This is a genomic window from Streptomyces sp. NPDC088817 (genome assembly GCF_044750345.1).
Lineage (GTDB): Bacteria > Actinomycetota > Actinomycetes > Streptomycetales > Streptomycetaceae > Streptomyces.
The window spans coordinates 79,614-93,204 of record NZ_JBIVJN010000017.1 but is presented as its reverse complement, the minus strand read 5'-3'; the positions used below and the strand labels follow the sequence as shown (position 1 = coordinate 93,204).

The 13,591-nt window shown below is 70.3% G+C and carries 11 protein-coding genes; 3 read left to right on the top strand and 8 right to left on the bottom strand.

From position 1 onward, the window contains the following. Positions 1-225: 225 nt before the first annotated feature. From ACIP4X_RS27890 to ACIP4X_RS27880, 3 genes are all read right to left on the bottom strand, one after another. Positions 226-1,143 (bottom strand): GNAT family N-acetyltransferase, encoded by a 918-nt coding sequence (locus ACIP4X_RS27890; RefSeq protein WP_401351136.1) that lies wholly within the window; start codon positions 1,141-1,143, stop codon positions 226-228. Positions 1,144-1,349: 206 nt separating this feature from the next. Then, a complete protein-coding gene (locus tag ACIP4X_RS27885) occupies positions 1,350-1,700 on the bottom strand; it encodes a hypothetical protein (protein WP_401351134.1) in 351 nt (116 codons plus the stop codon). A 102-nt stretch (positions 1,701-1,802) separates the two neighbouring features. Then, complete coding sequence (locus ACIP4X_RS27880) at positions 1,803-2,354, bottom strand: GNAT family N-acetyltransferase (protein WP_401351132.1); 552 nt, start codon at positions 2,352-2,354, stop codon at positions 1,803-1,805. Positions 2,355-2,402: 48 nt separating this feature from the next. On the opposite strand from ACIP4X_RS27880, the gene ACIP4X_RS27875 reads away from it, so the two are divergent. Further along, the gene (locus ACIP4X_RS27875; protein WP_401351131.1) at positions 2,403-3,023 is read left to right on the top strand and encodes a TetR/AcrR family transcriptional regulator; all 621 of its coding nucleotides are present in this window, start codon (positions 2,403-2,405) and stop codon (positions 3,021-3,023) included. A 31-nt stretch (positions 3,024-3,054) separates the two neighbouring features. On the opposite strand, the gene ACIP4X_RS27870 is transcribed toward ACIP4X_RS27875, so the two are convergent. The 3 genes from ACIP4X_RS27870 to ACIP4X_RS27860 all read right to left on the bottom strand — a co-directional run bounded on the left by ACIP4X_RS27870 (position 3,055) and on the right by ACIP4X_RS27860 (position 6,490). Beyond that, positions 3,055-4,218, bottom strand: a complete 1,164-nt coding sequence (locus ACIP4X_RS27870) for an FAD-dependent oxidoreductase (RefSeq protein WP_401351129.1) — start codon at positions 4,216-4,218, stop codon at positions 3,055-3,057. 172 nt (positions 4,219-4,390) lie between these two features. Next, a complete protein-coding gene (locus ACIP4X_RS27865) occupies positions 4,391-5,104 on the bottom strand; it encodes a TetR/AcrR family transcriptional regulator (protein ID WP_401351127.1) in 714 nt (237 codons plus the stop codon). 126 nt (positions 5,105-5,230) lie between these two features. Next, positions 5,231-6,490, bottom strand: a complete 1,260-nt coding sequence (locus tag ACIP4X_RS27860) for a cytochrome P450 (protein ID WP_358730391.1) — start codon at positions 6,488-6,490, stop codon at positions 5,231-5,233. A 294-nt stretch (positions 6,491-6,784) separates the two neighbouring features. On the opposite strand from ACIP4X_RS27860, the gene ACIP4X_RS27855 reads away from it, so the two are divergent. Together ACIP4X_RS27855 and ACIP4X_RS27850 are read left to right on the top strand one after the other, a co-directional pair. Beyond that, on the top strand, positions 6,785-8,404 hold the full coding sequence (locus ACIP4X_RS27855) for an FAD-dependent monooxygenase (RefSeq protein ID WP_358730270.1): 1,620 nt from the start codon (positions 6,785-6,787) through the stop codon (positions 8,402-8,404). Positions 8,405-8,492: 88 nt separating this feature from the next. Then, the gene (locus ACIP4X_RS27850) at positions 8,493-9,530 is read left to right on the top strand and encodes an amidohydrolase family protein (RefSeq protein ID WP_401351124.1); all 1,038 of its coding nucleotides are present in this window, start codon (positions 8,493-8,495) and stop codon (positions 9,528-9,530) included. Positions 9,531-9,628: 98 nt separating this feature from the next. On the opposite strand, the gene ACIP4X_RS27845 is transcribed toward ACIP4X_RS27850, so the two are convergent. Together ACIP4X_RS27845 and ACIP4X_RS27840 are read right to left on the bottom strand one after the other, a co-directional pair. Further along, complete coding sequence (locus ACIP4X_RS27845) at positions 9,629-12,529, bottom strand: glycoside hydrolase family 3 C-terminal domain-containing protein (RefSeq protein ID WP_391457640.1); 2,901 nt, start codon at positions 12,527-12,529, stop codon at positions 9,629-9,631. A gap of 40 nt (positions 12,530-12,569) precedes the next feature. Continuing rightward, positions 12,570-13,580 carry a LacI family DNA-binding transcriptional regulator gene (locus ACIP4X_RS27840; protein WP_401351122.1) on the bottom strand — a complete coding sequence of 337 codons (1,011 nt, stop codon included), beginning with the start codon at positions 13,578-13,580 and terminating at the stop codon, positions 12,570-12,572. Between the last annotated feature and the right edge of the window lie 11 nt (positions 13,581-13,591).

Sequence of the window (13,591 nt, the reverse complement as noted above, 5' to 3'; positions counted from 1 at the left end):
GACGGGTTCCGTTAAGCCCCCGCACAGAAGACACCGAGCCGGTCACCCCTTCGCACGCCTGGCTGAGAGTGCGGTCGGGGTGGCCCCGGATCAGCGCTCCGCCCCTGTCTGGTCGCCCGCCATCCAAACACCGACCCCGAACAAGATCAACATCGCCTCAACGATGCTTTTACCCGTCTCCGCACCGACCCGACCAGCAAGATCACGATCTACCGTGCTGGCGTACTAGGCCATCCCCAGGCCCTTCCGGCAGACCGTGGAGCTGTGTCGGACCTTCATGCCCACGCGCAGAGACAGGGTGAGCGCGCCGGTGTCGGAGTGCGTGCCGAGGGTGCATGTCCGCCGGCCTTGCCGATGGAAGGCGCGGAAGGCGTGAAGCAGGAGCAGGCGGGCGATGCCCTGGTTGCGGTGGTCACGGCGAACCGCGACCTGCTCGATATAGCCCTCGCCGGTCTCCGGCAGGTCCAACGCGATCACGGCGCCCACCAGTTGGCCGCCCTCGAAGACCAGGGCGGACATCGCGGGGGCGAATGTGGGGCGCTCGACGGTGTGCTGGGGCCACTCCTGGTAGGAGTTGCGCCGCTGCTGCCACTCGTCGAAGGCGTCCTCGATGAGCTGGTGCGCGTGGTGTTCGTCGCCCGGGCGGAAGGGCCGGACCGTGATTCCCGCGGGAGGCTCCGGCACCGTGGGCTCGTCGGCCATGACGAACTCCAGCAGCCATTCCGTCACCATCGGCTCATACCCGCGGGAGTGAAGCAGCGCGACGGCCTCCGGGTCGTCGTCCGGCACGGTCTGGACGATCTGCCCGCCCCCTGCCTGGCGGGCGCGGACTTCGGCCCAGTCCAGGAGTACCGCACCGAGACCGCGACCCCGGTGCCGGGGATGGACGTCGACCTCGGAGCGCCGGTCCACCCATGCGCGAGCCGCCAGCTGCCCCGCCCGGTCGTGGATCAGCAGCGTGTCCAGCTCCGGAACCAGCCCTGGCCGGGCGAGCACGGCGGCGATGCCGCCAAGGTCGGTCCGCACCCGGCCGTACAGCTCACGCTCGCAGGCCGAGACGAGGCGATGAACGGCGCTGACGTCATCGCCTGTCATCGGCCGTGCCCGGTAGCCGGCAGGCAGCGGCGGCACGAGCTCTGACATGGCTGGACACTCCCAAGACGTCGGACCTGCCGCAGCCCGGCGACGGCACGGACGCAGCACCGCGACAGTCTTGCGGTCGACCTGGCGCGGAATCCAGGGACTTGTCCGGGCCAGACCTCGAATCGACGTTGAAGCGGACCAGGCAACTGAACCACCGGCCCATCAACGAGCTGTGGGAGGAGGCCGATACTCCGCAGGCCCCCAAGTCATTCGTGTCGTGGAAACTCCTGGTCCAGAAGCCGAAGTACCTCCTGCTGCCGCCGGTGGAACCCGGGCAGCAAGGGCTGCACGGAGGCGAGATGCTCCGCGATCGGCCAACCGCGGTGAGCGGGCAGCCGCGCCGGGTGGTGACGATCAACGGCCTTGCGTACCGAAGCGCAGAACAGGTACGCCGTACCCAGAGCCCTGGAGTCGAAGACGGTCCGGCCGGCCTCCACCGAAGCGACCGGACCGCACACGCCTTCGACCAGGCCGCCCAGCACATCGACGGCGACCGCCGGATCGCCGTCCGGATCCCACTGAGCCCGGATGAGTGCGGCCCGCATGGTCTCTGCCAACTCCGAAGCCGACGATGCCCCCGTCGGACCACTTGTCATCCCCGCATCGTCCCAGCCAGGCCTGCGAAAAGTCACTGCCGCCAACCTGACCGGCTCGCCGCGTCAGTGGTGCTGGGCGCGCCATTCCGGGGCGAGGACCGCCCAGACCTCCTTGTCGTGACGGGTACCGCCGTAGGGCCAGGACTCGCGCCGCACACCCTCGAGTGTCATGCCGAGCCGCTTCGCCACGGCTGCGCTGCGCCCGTTGTCGGCGCGGCAGTGCCACTCGGCCCGGTGCACCCCTCGGGAGGTGAACGCCCACTCCAGCAGGGTGCGGCATGCCTCCGTGATCAGGCCGTGGCCCTCGGCGGCCGGCTCCAGCCAGCAACCGACCTCGCACGAACCGGATGTGGCGTCGAAGTCCACGAACATCACGCCGCCGACCAGCACGCCGTCGAGCCAGATGCCGTAGATGCGGGCGCTGTCCGCGGCCTGGCGTTCGGCGTACCGGCGCAGCGTGGCCCGCGCGCCGTCGAGATCGTCGGTGACGAACGCCGCCCCGACCCAGGGCCGGATGTGCTCGCGCGCCCGGTCCATATGGGCGGCGAACTCCTCGGCGTGCCATACCTCCAGCGGACCCAGACGAGCGTTGTCCCGCAGTGGCAGGGAGAACATGGTGACCCCATTCACACAACAAGCGTTATGGTTATGTACGGTAGCAGCATGCCACGCACCAAGGGGGACCACGAGGCCCGCCGGCGCGACGTCTCCGAAGCGGTCTGGCGGGTGCTGGCCGCGCACGGCTTCGGCGGACTGACCATGCGCGCCGTCGCCGCCGAACTCGGCGCGACCACCGGCCTGCTCACCCACTACTTCCCCGCCAAGCGCGACCTGGTCGTCCACGCCCTGGACCTGCTCGAACTGCGCAGCGACGCCCGTGTTCGGCGTCCCGCGGGGAAAGGCATGTCCGCCGTGCGGGCCGCACTCCTCGACGTCCTGCCGCTGACGGACGAGGCCACCGTCAGCAACCGGATCTGGGTGTCCTCCTGGGACGCCGCGCTCGCCGACCCCGAGCTGAGCGCCGACTACGCCGGCAAGTACGGGCGAAGCCGCGACAAGCTGCGCGACCTGGTCGCGGCAGCCCAGCAACTCGGCGAACTGCCCGCCGGAGACGCGACCCGCGTCGCGGCCGGCATCCAGTCCTTCGTGCTCGGCCTGGTCGTGCAGGCCCTCTTCGACCCCGATGCGTTCCCGCCCCACCGCCAGATCGAGCTCCTCGACGACCACCTGGCGACGCTGGTCTCCCCGCCCCCGTCCGGCGACGGCCGGGCGGCCGCGTCCTGATGCCGTCCTCGCGCCGCTGACACCGCCGACGTCAGTGGCTGTCCTCGATGACGGAGTCGGGCAGCTCGTGGGAGGCAAAGAACTCGATCATTCGCTCCAGGCCCCGGTCGCCGAACATGGTCTCCAGGCTGGTGGCGGACTCGGCGGCGGATGCCTCACCGCGCGGGAAGAGCGCCTCCTCGTATGCGGTCAGGGCCGCCTCCGTGTCACCGGGGCGGGCGGCTATCGCCAGTCCGAGTTCGGCTCCGTCGAGCATGGCCAGGTTGGCTCCCTCCCCGGCGAAGGGGGACATCAGATGCGCGGCGTCGCCGAGCAGCGTCACACCCGGGACGTGGTCCCAGCGGTGCCCGACGGGCAGGGCGTGGATGCGGCGCGGGACGAGCGCACCGTCGGCGTCCGCGATGAGAGCCCGCAGGTTCTCGTCCCAGCCGTCGAAGTGGGACAGGACCGCGGCCTTGGCGGTGGCGCTGTCGGTGAAGTCGATCGCGTCGAGCCAGTCCTCGTCGGTCCTGAGCGCGGTGTAGGCGTGGAGGCTGCCGTCGCCCTCCCGGTGCGCGAGGAAACCGCGCCGATCACCGAGGCAGATGAAGAATCCGCCGCCGAGCAGGGCGGCGCTGCCCGGGTGCCGGGCGTCGGCGTCGAGCAGATCGGTCTCGATGAAGGAGAGGCCGGTGTAGACGGGCTCGGCCGCGGAGAGCAGCGGCCGGACGCGCGACCAGGCGCCGTCGGCGCCGATCAGGAGGTCGGTGGTGACGGCGGATCCGTCGGTGAACGTCACCTCGTGGCGTCCGTCGCTCAGCGGGCGGGCGCCGCTCACCTTCATGCCCCAGCGGATCGTGCCCTCAGGAAGGGACTCCAGCAGCAACCGGCGCAGGTCTCCCCGGTCCGCTTCGGGGCGGCCCCCATTGCCGTCGTCCTCCTCGGACAGGTGCACGGTGCCGTCGGGACCGACCAGGCGCAGGGCCTGACCACCCTCGTGGATGATCTTGCGGAAGCCGTCGTGGAGTCCGGCGGCGTGCAGTGCCCTCTGGCCGCTGTCCTCGTGGATGTCGAGCATGCCGCCCTGGGTGCGGGCGTTCGCTGACGCCTCCAGCTCGAAGACGGTCGCCTCGATGCCGTTGACGTGCAGGACCCGGGCGGCGGTGAGGCCGCCGAGGCCTGCGCCGATGATCGCGACGGGGTGGTGGGTCGTCATCTCGTATCTCCAGAAGTGGGCGCGGGCGTTCGCGTGAGCCGTGATGCCTGAGTCGGTCCGACCTGTCCCGACGAACCCACCGTAGCGAACGTGTTCGTTACGAACAAGTTCGCAAGACGGTGTGCGAGGGCCACGACCTCGACGCGGTGGTGTGCGAAGCCCCCGCGGCCGCTCAGCCCGCGGTGCCCGGTACGGGAGTGTGCGTGATGCCGTTGATCAGAACGTCGAAGCCCCACGCCAGCCGCTGCTCCGCGGGTCCGGCGAGCAGTGCGGGCATGTGCGCCTTGATCATCGGATGGGTGGCCTCATGCACGGCATGCGCGGCGCCGACGAGGGCGTTCCAGTCGTCCTGGAGCTCCGGTGAGCTGTTCTGTGTCCCGTGCTCCGCGGCGGTGGCCGTCGCGTACTGCAGCAGACTGTCGATTCCCCAGGCGACCTGCTCCCGGGGCGCGCCGCTGCGGGAGAGCAGGCTCAGCAGGCGCTCGACGAGGTTCAGGTAGTTCTCGCCGCTCGGGCGCGCCACGAGCGCCGACCGGGCCAGCTGCGGGTTTTCGAACAGGACGCGCGTGTACGAGGTGAGCACCGCGACGAGCTGATCACGCCAGCCGGCTTCGGCTCCGGCTTCGGCTTCGGCGCCGTCGACGGCCAGGTCGACCTCGCCCAGCAGGGCGTCCAGGACGGCCGCGTGCAGCTCGGCGGTGTTGGCCACGTAGACGTACAGCGAGGACGGACCGGTGTCGAGCTCCTGCGCCAGACGGCGCATGGTCACCTTCTCCAGCCCCTCGGAGCGCATGACCCGCACGGCCACGTCGACGATCCCGCGACGGGTCAGGGCCGGCTTGGCGGGTCGCTCACGGCGGCTGATCGGTTCTCGCTGCGCAGTCATGTCCCGATCGTAACGAACGCGTTCGTCGGGCGGGGCTGCTCAGGGCCCTCGTCAAGGGCATGGGCCTTCGGCGTGATGCGCGCCGAAGGCCCAGTCGGTGTGCCGGTCCGAGGAACCGACGACCCGTCACGGAACCAGCGTGACGGGGAGCCTCTCCAGTCCGCGGAAGGCGGGGAACGGGACCTTGAGCCATTCGGCCTCGGACGCCGGGAAGTCGAGGTCGATCTTCGGGAACCTGTCGAAGAGCGTGGTCAGTGCCGTCCGCATCTCCATCCGGGCCAAAGGCGCACCGAGGCAGTAGTGCGCGCCGCTGCCGAAGCCGAGGTGCGCGCTCTGCAGACCCGGTCGCTTCACGTCGAAGGTGGCGGGGCAGGCGAACTTCTCCGGGTCCCGGTTCGCGGAGGCGACCGCGACCTGCACGAGGGAGCCCTTGGGAATGAGCGTGCCCCTGATCTCGATGTCCTCCAGCGCGTGCCGGAACGTCGCGTTCTCCACCGAGCCCTCGAAGCGGATGACCTCCTCGATGGCGTTCGGCAGCAGTTCCGGATCCTCCAGGACCTCCTGCAACTGGTCACGGTGGGTCAGCAGGTTGAACACGGCGTTGCCGATGAGGTACGCGGTCGTCTTGTGGCCGGCGAAGAGCAGCACCCACAGCGTCGACAGAAGCTCGCCGTCGGTCATGGCGCCCTGCTCGTCCTGCGTCCGGATCAGATCACTGAGCAGGTCGTCGGAGGCGTTCTCCCGCTTCCGCGCGATGAGTTCGGCGAAGTAGTCCCGCAGTGCCCCCTCGGCCTGTGCGAGCTTTTCCTTGTCCGCCTTGCTGAATCCGGTGCGCGCGACGGTGGTGCACCATTTCTGCGCCTCCGCGCGCTCGTGCTCGGGAATTCCGATGAGCTCGCAGATCACGATGAGCGGGAGCGGGAAGGCGAAGGACGACAGCAGGTCGATGGGCGCGTCGGTGGAACACCGGTCGAGGAGTTCGTCGGTGACCTGCTGAATACGCGGACCCAGGGAGTCGATACGCCGCGGGCTGAACGCCCTGTTGACGATGCGGCGCAGCCGGGTGTGCTTGGGCGGGTCCGCGAAGAGCATGTTGTCGTCGAGCGCGATGGACGAGTCACCGAAGATGGTGTGGTACGCGTCCATTGCCGCGTACATGTCCTTGCTGATGCGGGGGTCCGTCAGAGCGGCCTTGGCGTCGTCGAACCGGGTGATCAGGTAGGTGGGCACCCCGTGCGGGGGAGTCAGGCGGCACACCGGGGCCGACTCACGCAGACGTGCGTACACCGGATAGGGGTCGGCGCGGTACTCCACCGAACCGCGCGAGGCCGCCTCGATCGCGTCCGCTGTCGAGTCCGTCGTGTCCCGTTCGTCGAGCTGAGTCATCATCCCGGCCTTTCTGAAAGCTTCCGCCCCGGCCACGGGACAGCAGAGGTACGACTGACGATCCACCGGTCCCCGGAAGCCTCCCGTGCATAAACGCGATTCGCCCGATCTCACCCACTGGCCACCGAGTCGGTCGCCGGGACCCGTTCGTACGGGCTGTGGCCGGTCGGATTTACCTCTGTTCGGGTGATCGCTGCTTATCGGCGCGCCGCGCATGGCAAAAAAACTGAGAGCGAGCCACGGAACCTATCGGCCACCGTGCTGCGAAGACGCTGATCCGGAGGAGAGAACGCGATGAACGATCGCGGCAACGAGTATGTGCCCGTCCTGGTCGTGGGGGGCTCACTCGTGGGCCTGTCCGCATCCGTCTTCCTCGGACGCCTGGGCATCCAGCACTGTGTCGTCGAGCGTCACGCCGCCACGTCGGCGCATCCGCGCGGCCGCGGCAACAACATGCGGACCATGGAACTGTTCCGGACCGCCGGCCTCGAGCCGCGGATCCGGCAGGCCGCGACCACCCTGTCGAAGAACCACGGGATCCTCCAGGTGGACACCCTGCGCGGTGCGAACCGGCGGTGGCTCTCGGCGCGGATCACGGGCAAGCCGCCGGAGGCGGACCTGTGCTCGACGATGCGCTGCGCCTGCAGCCAGAACGATCTGGAACCGGTCCTGCTGCAAGGCGCCCGCGACCTGGGCGGGGACGTGCGCTTCAGCACGGAACTGCTGTCCTTCAGCCAGGACGACGACGGGGTGCAGGCCGTTCTGCAGACCAGGGACACCGGCGAGACGTACACAGTGAGGGCGGACTACCTGCTCGCCGCCGACGGTCCCCGCAGCCCCGTCCGCCAGCGGCTCGGGATCGAGCACTCGGGCTCGGGCGACCTGTTCCACAATGTCAGCGTCACCTTCCGCAGCAAGCTGCTGCGCGAGGTCGCGGGGGAGCAGAAGTTCGTCGTCTGCTACGTCACCGACCCCGAGGGCGAAGGTGTGCTGCTGCCCGTGGACAACGAGGAGCAGTGGGTCTTCCACGTGCCCTGGTTCCCCGAGCGCGGACAGACGCTGGAGCACTTCACCGATGCCCGGATCACCGACCACATCCGGGCGGCGGCCGGGGTGCGGGATCTGGACGTGGAGATCACCGGAAGAGCGCCGTGGCACGCGGCGGACCGCGTGGCGAACAGCTACCGGGACGGACGCGTCTTCCTCATCGGTGACTCCGCTCACGAGATGCCGCCGACCGGGGCGTTCGGATCCAACACCGGTATCCAGGACGCGCACAACCTCGCCTGGAAGATCTCCGGGGTCCTCCGGGGCTGGGCGGACCCGGCGCTGCTGGACAGCTACGAGGCCGAGCGCCGGCCGGTGGCACAGTCCACCAGCGCGCGGGCCACGATCCAGGCGGCCCGCGAGCAGCACCCCGGCTACTCCGCCAGGACCGCGTCGAACGACACCGCGGACCTGATGACCGTGGCGCTGGGCTACCGCTACGCCTCGCGGGCCGTGGTGGGCGCGAACGCGGACGACCCCGTCATCCCCGACGTCCTGAGCCTGAACGGCGAGCCCGGCAGCCGCGCGCCGCATCTCCTGGTCACACGCGACGGGGAGACGATCTCCACTGTCGACCTCTACGAGCGCTCCTTCGTCCTGCTCTGCGGGGGTCCCGGCTGGCACACCGCGGCCCGCACCGCGGGCGCGCGGCTCAACGTACCGCTCGACGTCCACTCCATCGGCGACGGAGCGGAGTACGACCTGGACACCGGCGGCGACGCGGACTGGTCCTCGGCGCACGGCGTCACACCGGAGGGCGCGGTGCTGGTCCGTCCGGACGGCTTCGTGGCCTGGCGGGCCGAGGCCGAGACGGCGGACATGGAAAAGGAACTGACCGGCGCCCTCCTCCAGATCCTCGGGCGCTGAACGCCGCCGCGCCTCGGCAGGCGGAGCCTCCTCACACGATCGACTTCTCGGGCGTCACCGGCGTCACCACAGAAACGGGAGCCTGTCCATGACAGACATACAGACCGCCGCGGGTACGGCCCCGCTGTCCGGCACAGCCAACAGCGGGCCGACCGCGGCGGGGGACGCCGACGCACGCCGGGCGCGTGTGGACGTGCACCACCACTACACCGCCCCGGAATGGCTCGACTGGGCGGAGAGACAGGAGATCGTCCAGCGTGGGAACCTGCCGCGCTGGACCCAGTGGGACCTCGGCACCGCCCTCGGGATGATGGACGCGGCGGGCATCCGCACCAGCGTGTTCACCGTCGCCATGCTGGGCCGCCTCCAGGATCCGAAGAGGCGCAGGGAAAGCGCCCATGTCGCCCTGCAGGCCGCCGCCGACCTCGTCGCGAGCCATCCCGGCCGCTTCGGTTTTTACACCCCCCTGTTCCTCGACAACCCCGAGCTGTCCCAGTGGTCGCTCACCCACGGAATGGACGAACTCGGGGCCGTCGGCGTCAGCGTGCGCACCAGCTTCAAGGGGGTCTACCTCGGCCACCCCGACCAGGACAGGATCCTGGCGGAGCTGAACGAGCGCTCGGCCGTGGTCAGTACGCACCCGATGGACGTCCCCGGAGGCGGTGCGGAGCTGGAGGGCGTACCGCCGTTCCTGTGCGACTTCCTGATGGACACCACGCGCGCGGCACTCAGCCTCATCATCAACGGGACCCTGGACCGCTACCCGAACATCACCTTCATCCTCCCGCACGGAGGCGGCTTCCTGCCGTACATCGCCGGCCGGGTCGAGGTGTTCGGCGACTACCTGACGCCCAAGGTGGAACGTGCCCGGGTCCGTGACTACCTGCACCGCTTCTACTACGACACCGCCGGCCCCATGTCCCCCTCGTCCACGCCGAGTCTGCTCTCCACCGTGGACCCCTCCCGCATCCTCTACGGCAGTGACTGGCCACCCACCCCGGCACACCTGGTCACGGATGTCACCGCGCCGGCGCTCGACAACGACCCCGCCCTCGACGAACAGCAGCGCCGCCGCATCAACCGCGACAACGCGCATCGGCTTCTTCCGGCACTCGCCGCCCGATAGCGGCCTGTTGGGACGGGCTGCGACCCGCGAACCGGGCGTCGTCGGGACCGCCCAGCGCTCGTCGAGGCCCAGCAGCCCGCCCCACGAACCGTGCGGACTCAGCGCAGGCTGAAGGCCGACATGCGCAGCCCCTTGCTCAGCACCAGGTAGACATCCGCACGGCCTTTCGCGCCCGCCAGCGGCGCCGTCACCGTCCGGTACGTGTACGGGGACGATGTGCCGTCGAAGTGTGCCGAGCCGACGATCCTGCCGTCGGGCGAGCCGATGCGCACCTCCAGAGTGCCGGAGGCCCCGGCCAGTTCGGCGGTCAACCGTGAGGCACCGGAGCCGAGTTGCGTGTCCGCGAACTTCAGCCACGCCCCGTCGGCCGTCGCGGCCACCGCCGTTCCCCTCGGCTTCGACTCGTCCACCAGACCGATCGCCCGGTAGTCGTCGAAGTTCTCGGCCCGTGTGGCCTTCCCGAGGTCCCGGGCCGGGATGGTCTCGCCCTGGACCTTCAGCGACGTACGCGCCCGGATGTCCGCCGACGACGCGCCGGCCAGCACGTCGTACGTCCCCGTCTCCACCACCCACTTCGAGCGCGTGACGTCCCAGTGCGCGAGATCCGACGTCCCCAGCCTCAGCTGTACTGTCTTCGTCTCGCCCGGCTTCAGGGACACCCGCGCGTACGCCGTCAACCGCCGCAGCGGTTGCTTGTCGCGGGACGTCCGCTGGTGGACGTACGACTGGACCACCTCGTCGCCGGCCCGCCGTCCCGTGTTCGTCACCGCCACCTCGTAGCCGTCCGGGACCCGCTTCAGCCCGCCGTAGCGGAACGTCGTGTACGACAGTCCGTAGCCGAAGGGGTACAGCGGCCGGCCCTTGAAGTACTGGTACGTGCGGTCGGACTTGATGATGTCGTAGTCGAGGATGGAGGGGAGGTCGGACGCGGACCGGTACCAGGTCTGGGTGAGGCGGCCCGCCGGGTTCGCGTCGCCGTACAGGAGGTCGGCGAGGGCGTTGCCGGTCTCCTGCCCCGCGTGTGTGGTCCACAGCAGGGCCGGGACCTCGTTCTGCAGGGCTCCGAGGGTGGTGGGGTAGCTGTTCTCGACGACCACCACGGTCCGGGGATTGGCCCGGCGTACCGCCTTGACCAGCGCCTCCTGGGAGGGGGCCAGTCCCATGTCGGTGCGGTCGTGCGCCTCGCGACCGTTGATCGCGGGCATCGAGCCGACCACAACCACGGCCGTGTCCCTGCCCCTGACCGCGGCGACCGCCTCGTCGACGCCGCTGCGGACCACGTCCTTCGTGTAGTGCGCCGCCCGGTCCTTCGGTACGAGGCCGAGCGTGCCGTCCGCGCCGGCCGGGCCGAGGTAGACCGGGTTCGACCACCAGGACTCGCCGGTCTCGTACCCCGCGTACCGCAGCAGGTACGTCCCGTCGGTCTGCCGCTCCAGCTCGAACTGCTGCTGCACGAACCAGCCGTTGGGCTGTGTCTGGTCGTTGACGAAGTCCGACCAGTTGTAGCCGACGTACCTGCCGTTGGCCGCCGAGCGCAGGGTGACGATGCCCGAACCCCAGTCGAAGACGTCGAACTGGGCACGCACGCCGGCGTCCGTGGTCTCCTTCAGGGCCGCCCCCGCCTCGCCCGTGCCCGCCGTCACGTACTTCCCGGTCGCCGTGTCCCTCAGCGCGATCCGGTCCACACCCTCGCTGCTCGTCACCGGGGTGCCGAGCTTCGCCGCGATGCCGTCCTTCGGCGTCACCGCGTAGGGGAGGGTGCCGGAGTACCAGTCGGTGTAGAGGGTGTCGGCGAGCGGGCCGACCACGGCGGCGCTGGAGGACTTCCTCAACGGCAGCGTGCCGTCGTTCTTCAGGAGCACCGCCGCCTCGGTCGCCGCGGTGCGCGCCAGCTTCCGGTGCGCGGGGCTGTCGATGACGGACGCGTCGATCGATCCGTATCGGCCGCCGCCCGGGTCGAACTCGCCGAGCCGGACGCGGATGCTCAGGATGTGACGGACGGCGGTGTCGATGTCCGAGGACTTCAACAGCCCGCTGGACAGTGCCGATTTGATCGCCGCCGCGGTCGGGCCGGGATCGGCGTCGTTGTCGGTGAAGCTGTCGATGCCCGCCTTCAGCGCCGCCGCGTCCGCCTCCGCCTGGGTGCCGAAGTAACCCTGGCTGCCCGTCAGGTTGCCGGGCGCGAAGGCGTCCGTCACGTTCAGCAGGTCCCGGGAGGTCCAGGCGCGCACGGTGTCGTTCAGAGCCGGGTCCACCGTGTCGGGGCGGCCGTTGACGAGGTTGTAGGACGACATCACCCCGGTTGCCGCGTCCGCCTCGATCGCGGGCCTGAAGGCCTGCTCGTCGTACTCCTTCAGCACGCGCGGGCGCAGTTCGGAGGATGTGGTGTCGCGCTGGTACTCGTTGTTGTTGGCGAGGAAGTGCTTGAGCGTGGGAGCGGTCTTGAGGTGGTCCGGGTCGCCGCCGGTCAGTCCGGTGCCGTACGCGGTGGAGATCGAGCCGGTGAGGTAGGGGTCCTCGGAGTAGCCTTCCTCGTTGCGGCCCCAGCGGGGGTCGCGCAGCAGGTTCACCACGGGCGCCCACAGGTTGAGGCCCCAGCCGTCCGGGCGTTCCTGCTGGAAGCCGCGCGCCTCGTCGCCGACCGCGAAGCCGACCTGCCGGATCAGCTCCGGGTCCCAGGTGGAGGCGAGCCCGACGGCCTGCGGGAACACGGTCGTTCTGCCGAGCCAGGCCACTCCGTGCAGGGCCTCGGTGCCGGTGCGGAACTCCCGGATGCCTAGGCGGGGGATCGCGGGTTCGTACTGGTGGAGGAGGGAGATCCGCTCGTCGGGCGTCAGCCGGGAGAGCAGGTCGTCGACGCGCCGGTCGACGGGCAGTCGAGGGTCGCGGAAGGGGTACGCGGGGTCGCCGGCGTGGGCGGGGGCCGTGGCGCTCAGGCCCGCGATCAGGGCGAGTGCCACGGCGAGGGTCGTTCTGCGTCTTCCTCTGGTGCCTTTCATGTCACGGCTCCTTCGGCAAGTGCCTTGCGGGTGAGGAACTTCAGGGGACGTCGCGCGGCTTCGTGCTCGCGCGGTCCGTCAGCCGGGGCGGCAGAAGCGTCGCCTCGGGTACGGCTGTGCCGTCCAGCTTCTTCATCAGCAACTCCACGGCCAGGGCGCCCAGTTCGGTGGACGGCAGGGCGACCGAGGTGAGGGGGACGCGGAGGGATTCGGCGAGCTCGTCGGGGCAGATCGCGGTGACGGACAGATCACCGGGGACGCGCAGTCCGAGCCGCTCGAAGGCGTCGATCAGCGGCTCCAGGACGGCCTCGTTGTGCACGACCACCCCGGTCAGCGCGGGCTGCCCGCGCAGCATCCGCTCGGCGACGCGGCGGGCGTCGGCGGGCGTGGCCTCGCACGGGTGGACGGAGGACGAGAGCCCGTTGCGGTCGGCGGCGGCCGTGAACCCCTCCACCACCCGCTGGGCGAACGCGGTCTCCCGCACGTACACCTCGGGCGGCGACCCGACCAGCGCGACGACGCGGTGCCCCAGTCCTGCCAGCCGCTCCACGCACAGCTCGCCCGCCGCCCTGAAGTCGAGGTCGACGCAGGTGAGTCCGCCGGGCTCCAGGGGGAACCCGATCACCACCGAGGGCCGGTCGAGCGACCGCAGCAACGGCAGCCGCGGATCGCGCAGTTGTACGTCCATGACGATCAGCGCGTCCACGAGGGCCGTGTCCGCGACCCTGCGCAGTCCCTCGTCGCCCTCCTCCTGGGTGAGCAGCAGCACTTCGTGGTCGTGCCCGCGCGCGGTGGTCACCACCGACACCGCGAACTGCATGGCCACCGGGACATGGATGCCGGAGCGCAGCGGGACGACCAGCGCCAGCACGTTCGACCTGCTGCTGGCCAGCGCCCGGGCACCGGCGTGCGGCCGGTAGCCGAGCTCGCGGATGGACGCCTCGACGCGCTGCCGGGTCTCCTCGGAGATGGGGCGCTTGCCGCTGAGGGCGTACGAGACGGTGCTCGGGGAGACACCCGCGTGCCGTGCCACGTCCGTGATCTTCACCATGGTCAGTCCAG

What these genes read in the sequence shown, in the direction of transcription:
- ACIP4X_RS27855 (WP_358730270.1), top strand. Translation starts at nt 6,785, where the DNA reads ATGAACGATCGCGGCAACGAGTATGTGCCCGTCCTGGTCGTGGGGGGC.
- ACIP4X_RS27840 (WP_401351122.1), bottom strand. Translation starts at nt 13,580, where the DNA reads ATGGTGAAGATCACGGACGTGGCACGGCACGCGGGTGTCTCCCCGAGC.
- ACIP4X_RS27880 (WP_401351132.1), bottom strand. Translation starts at nt 2,354, where the DNA reads ATGTTCTCCCTGCCACTGCGGGACAACGCTCGTCTGGGTCCGCTGGAG.
- ACIP4X_RS27870 (WP_401351129.1), bottom strand. Translation starts at nt 4,218, where the DNA reads ATGACGACCCACCACCCCGTCGCGATCATCGGCGCAGGCCTCGGCGGC.
- ACIP4X_RS27890 (WP_401351136.1), bottom strand. Translation starts at nt 1,143, where the DNA reads ATGTCAGAGCTCGTGCCGCCGCTGCCTGCCGGCTACCGGGCACGGCCG.
- ACIP4X_RS27865 (WP_401351127.1), bottom strand. Translation starts at nt 5,104, where the DNA reads ATGACTGCGCAGCGAGAACCGATCAGCCGCCGTGAGCGACCCGCCAAG.
- ACIP4X_RS27875 (WP_401351131.1), top strand. Translation starts at nt 2,403, where the DNA reads ATGCCACGCACCAAGGGGGACCACGAGGCCCGCCGGCGCGACGTCTCC.
- ACIP4X_RS27850 (WP_401351124.1), top strand. Translation starts at nt 8,493, where the DNA reads ATGACAGACATACAGACCGCCGCGGGTACGGCCCCGCTGTCCGGCACA.
- ACIP4X_RS27845 (WP_391457640.1), bottom strand. Translation starts at nt 12,529, where the DNA reads ATGAAAGGCACCAGAGGAAGACGCAGAACGACCCTCGCCGTGGCACTC.
- ACIP4X_RS27860 (WP_358730391.1), bottom strand. Translation starts at nt 6,490, where the DNA reads ATGACTCAGCTCGACGAACGGGACACGACGGACTCGACAGCGGACGCG.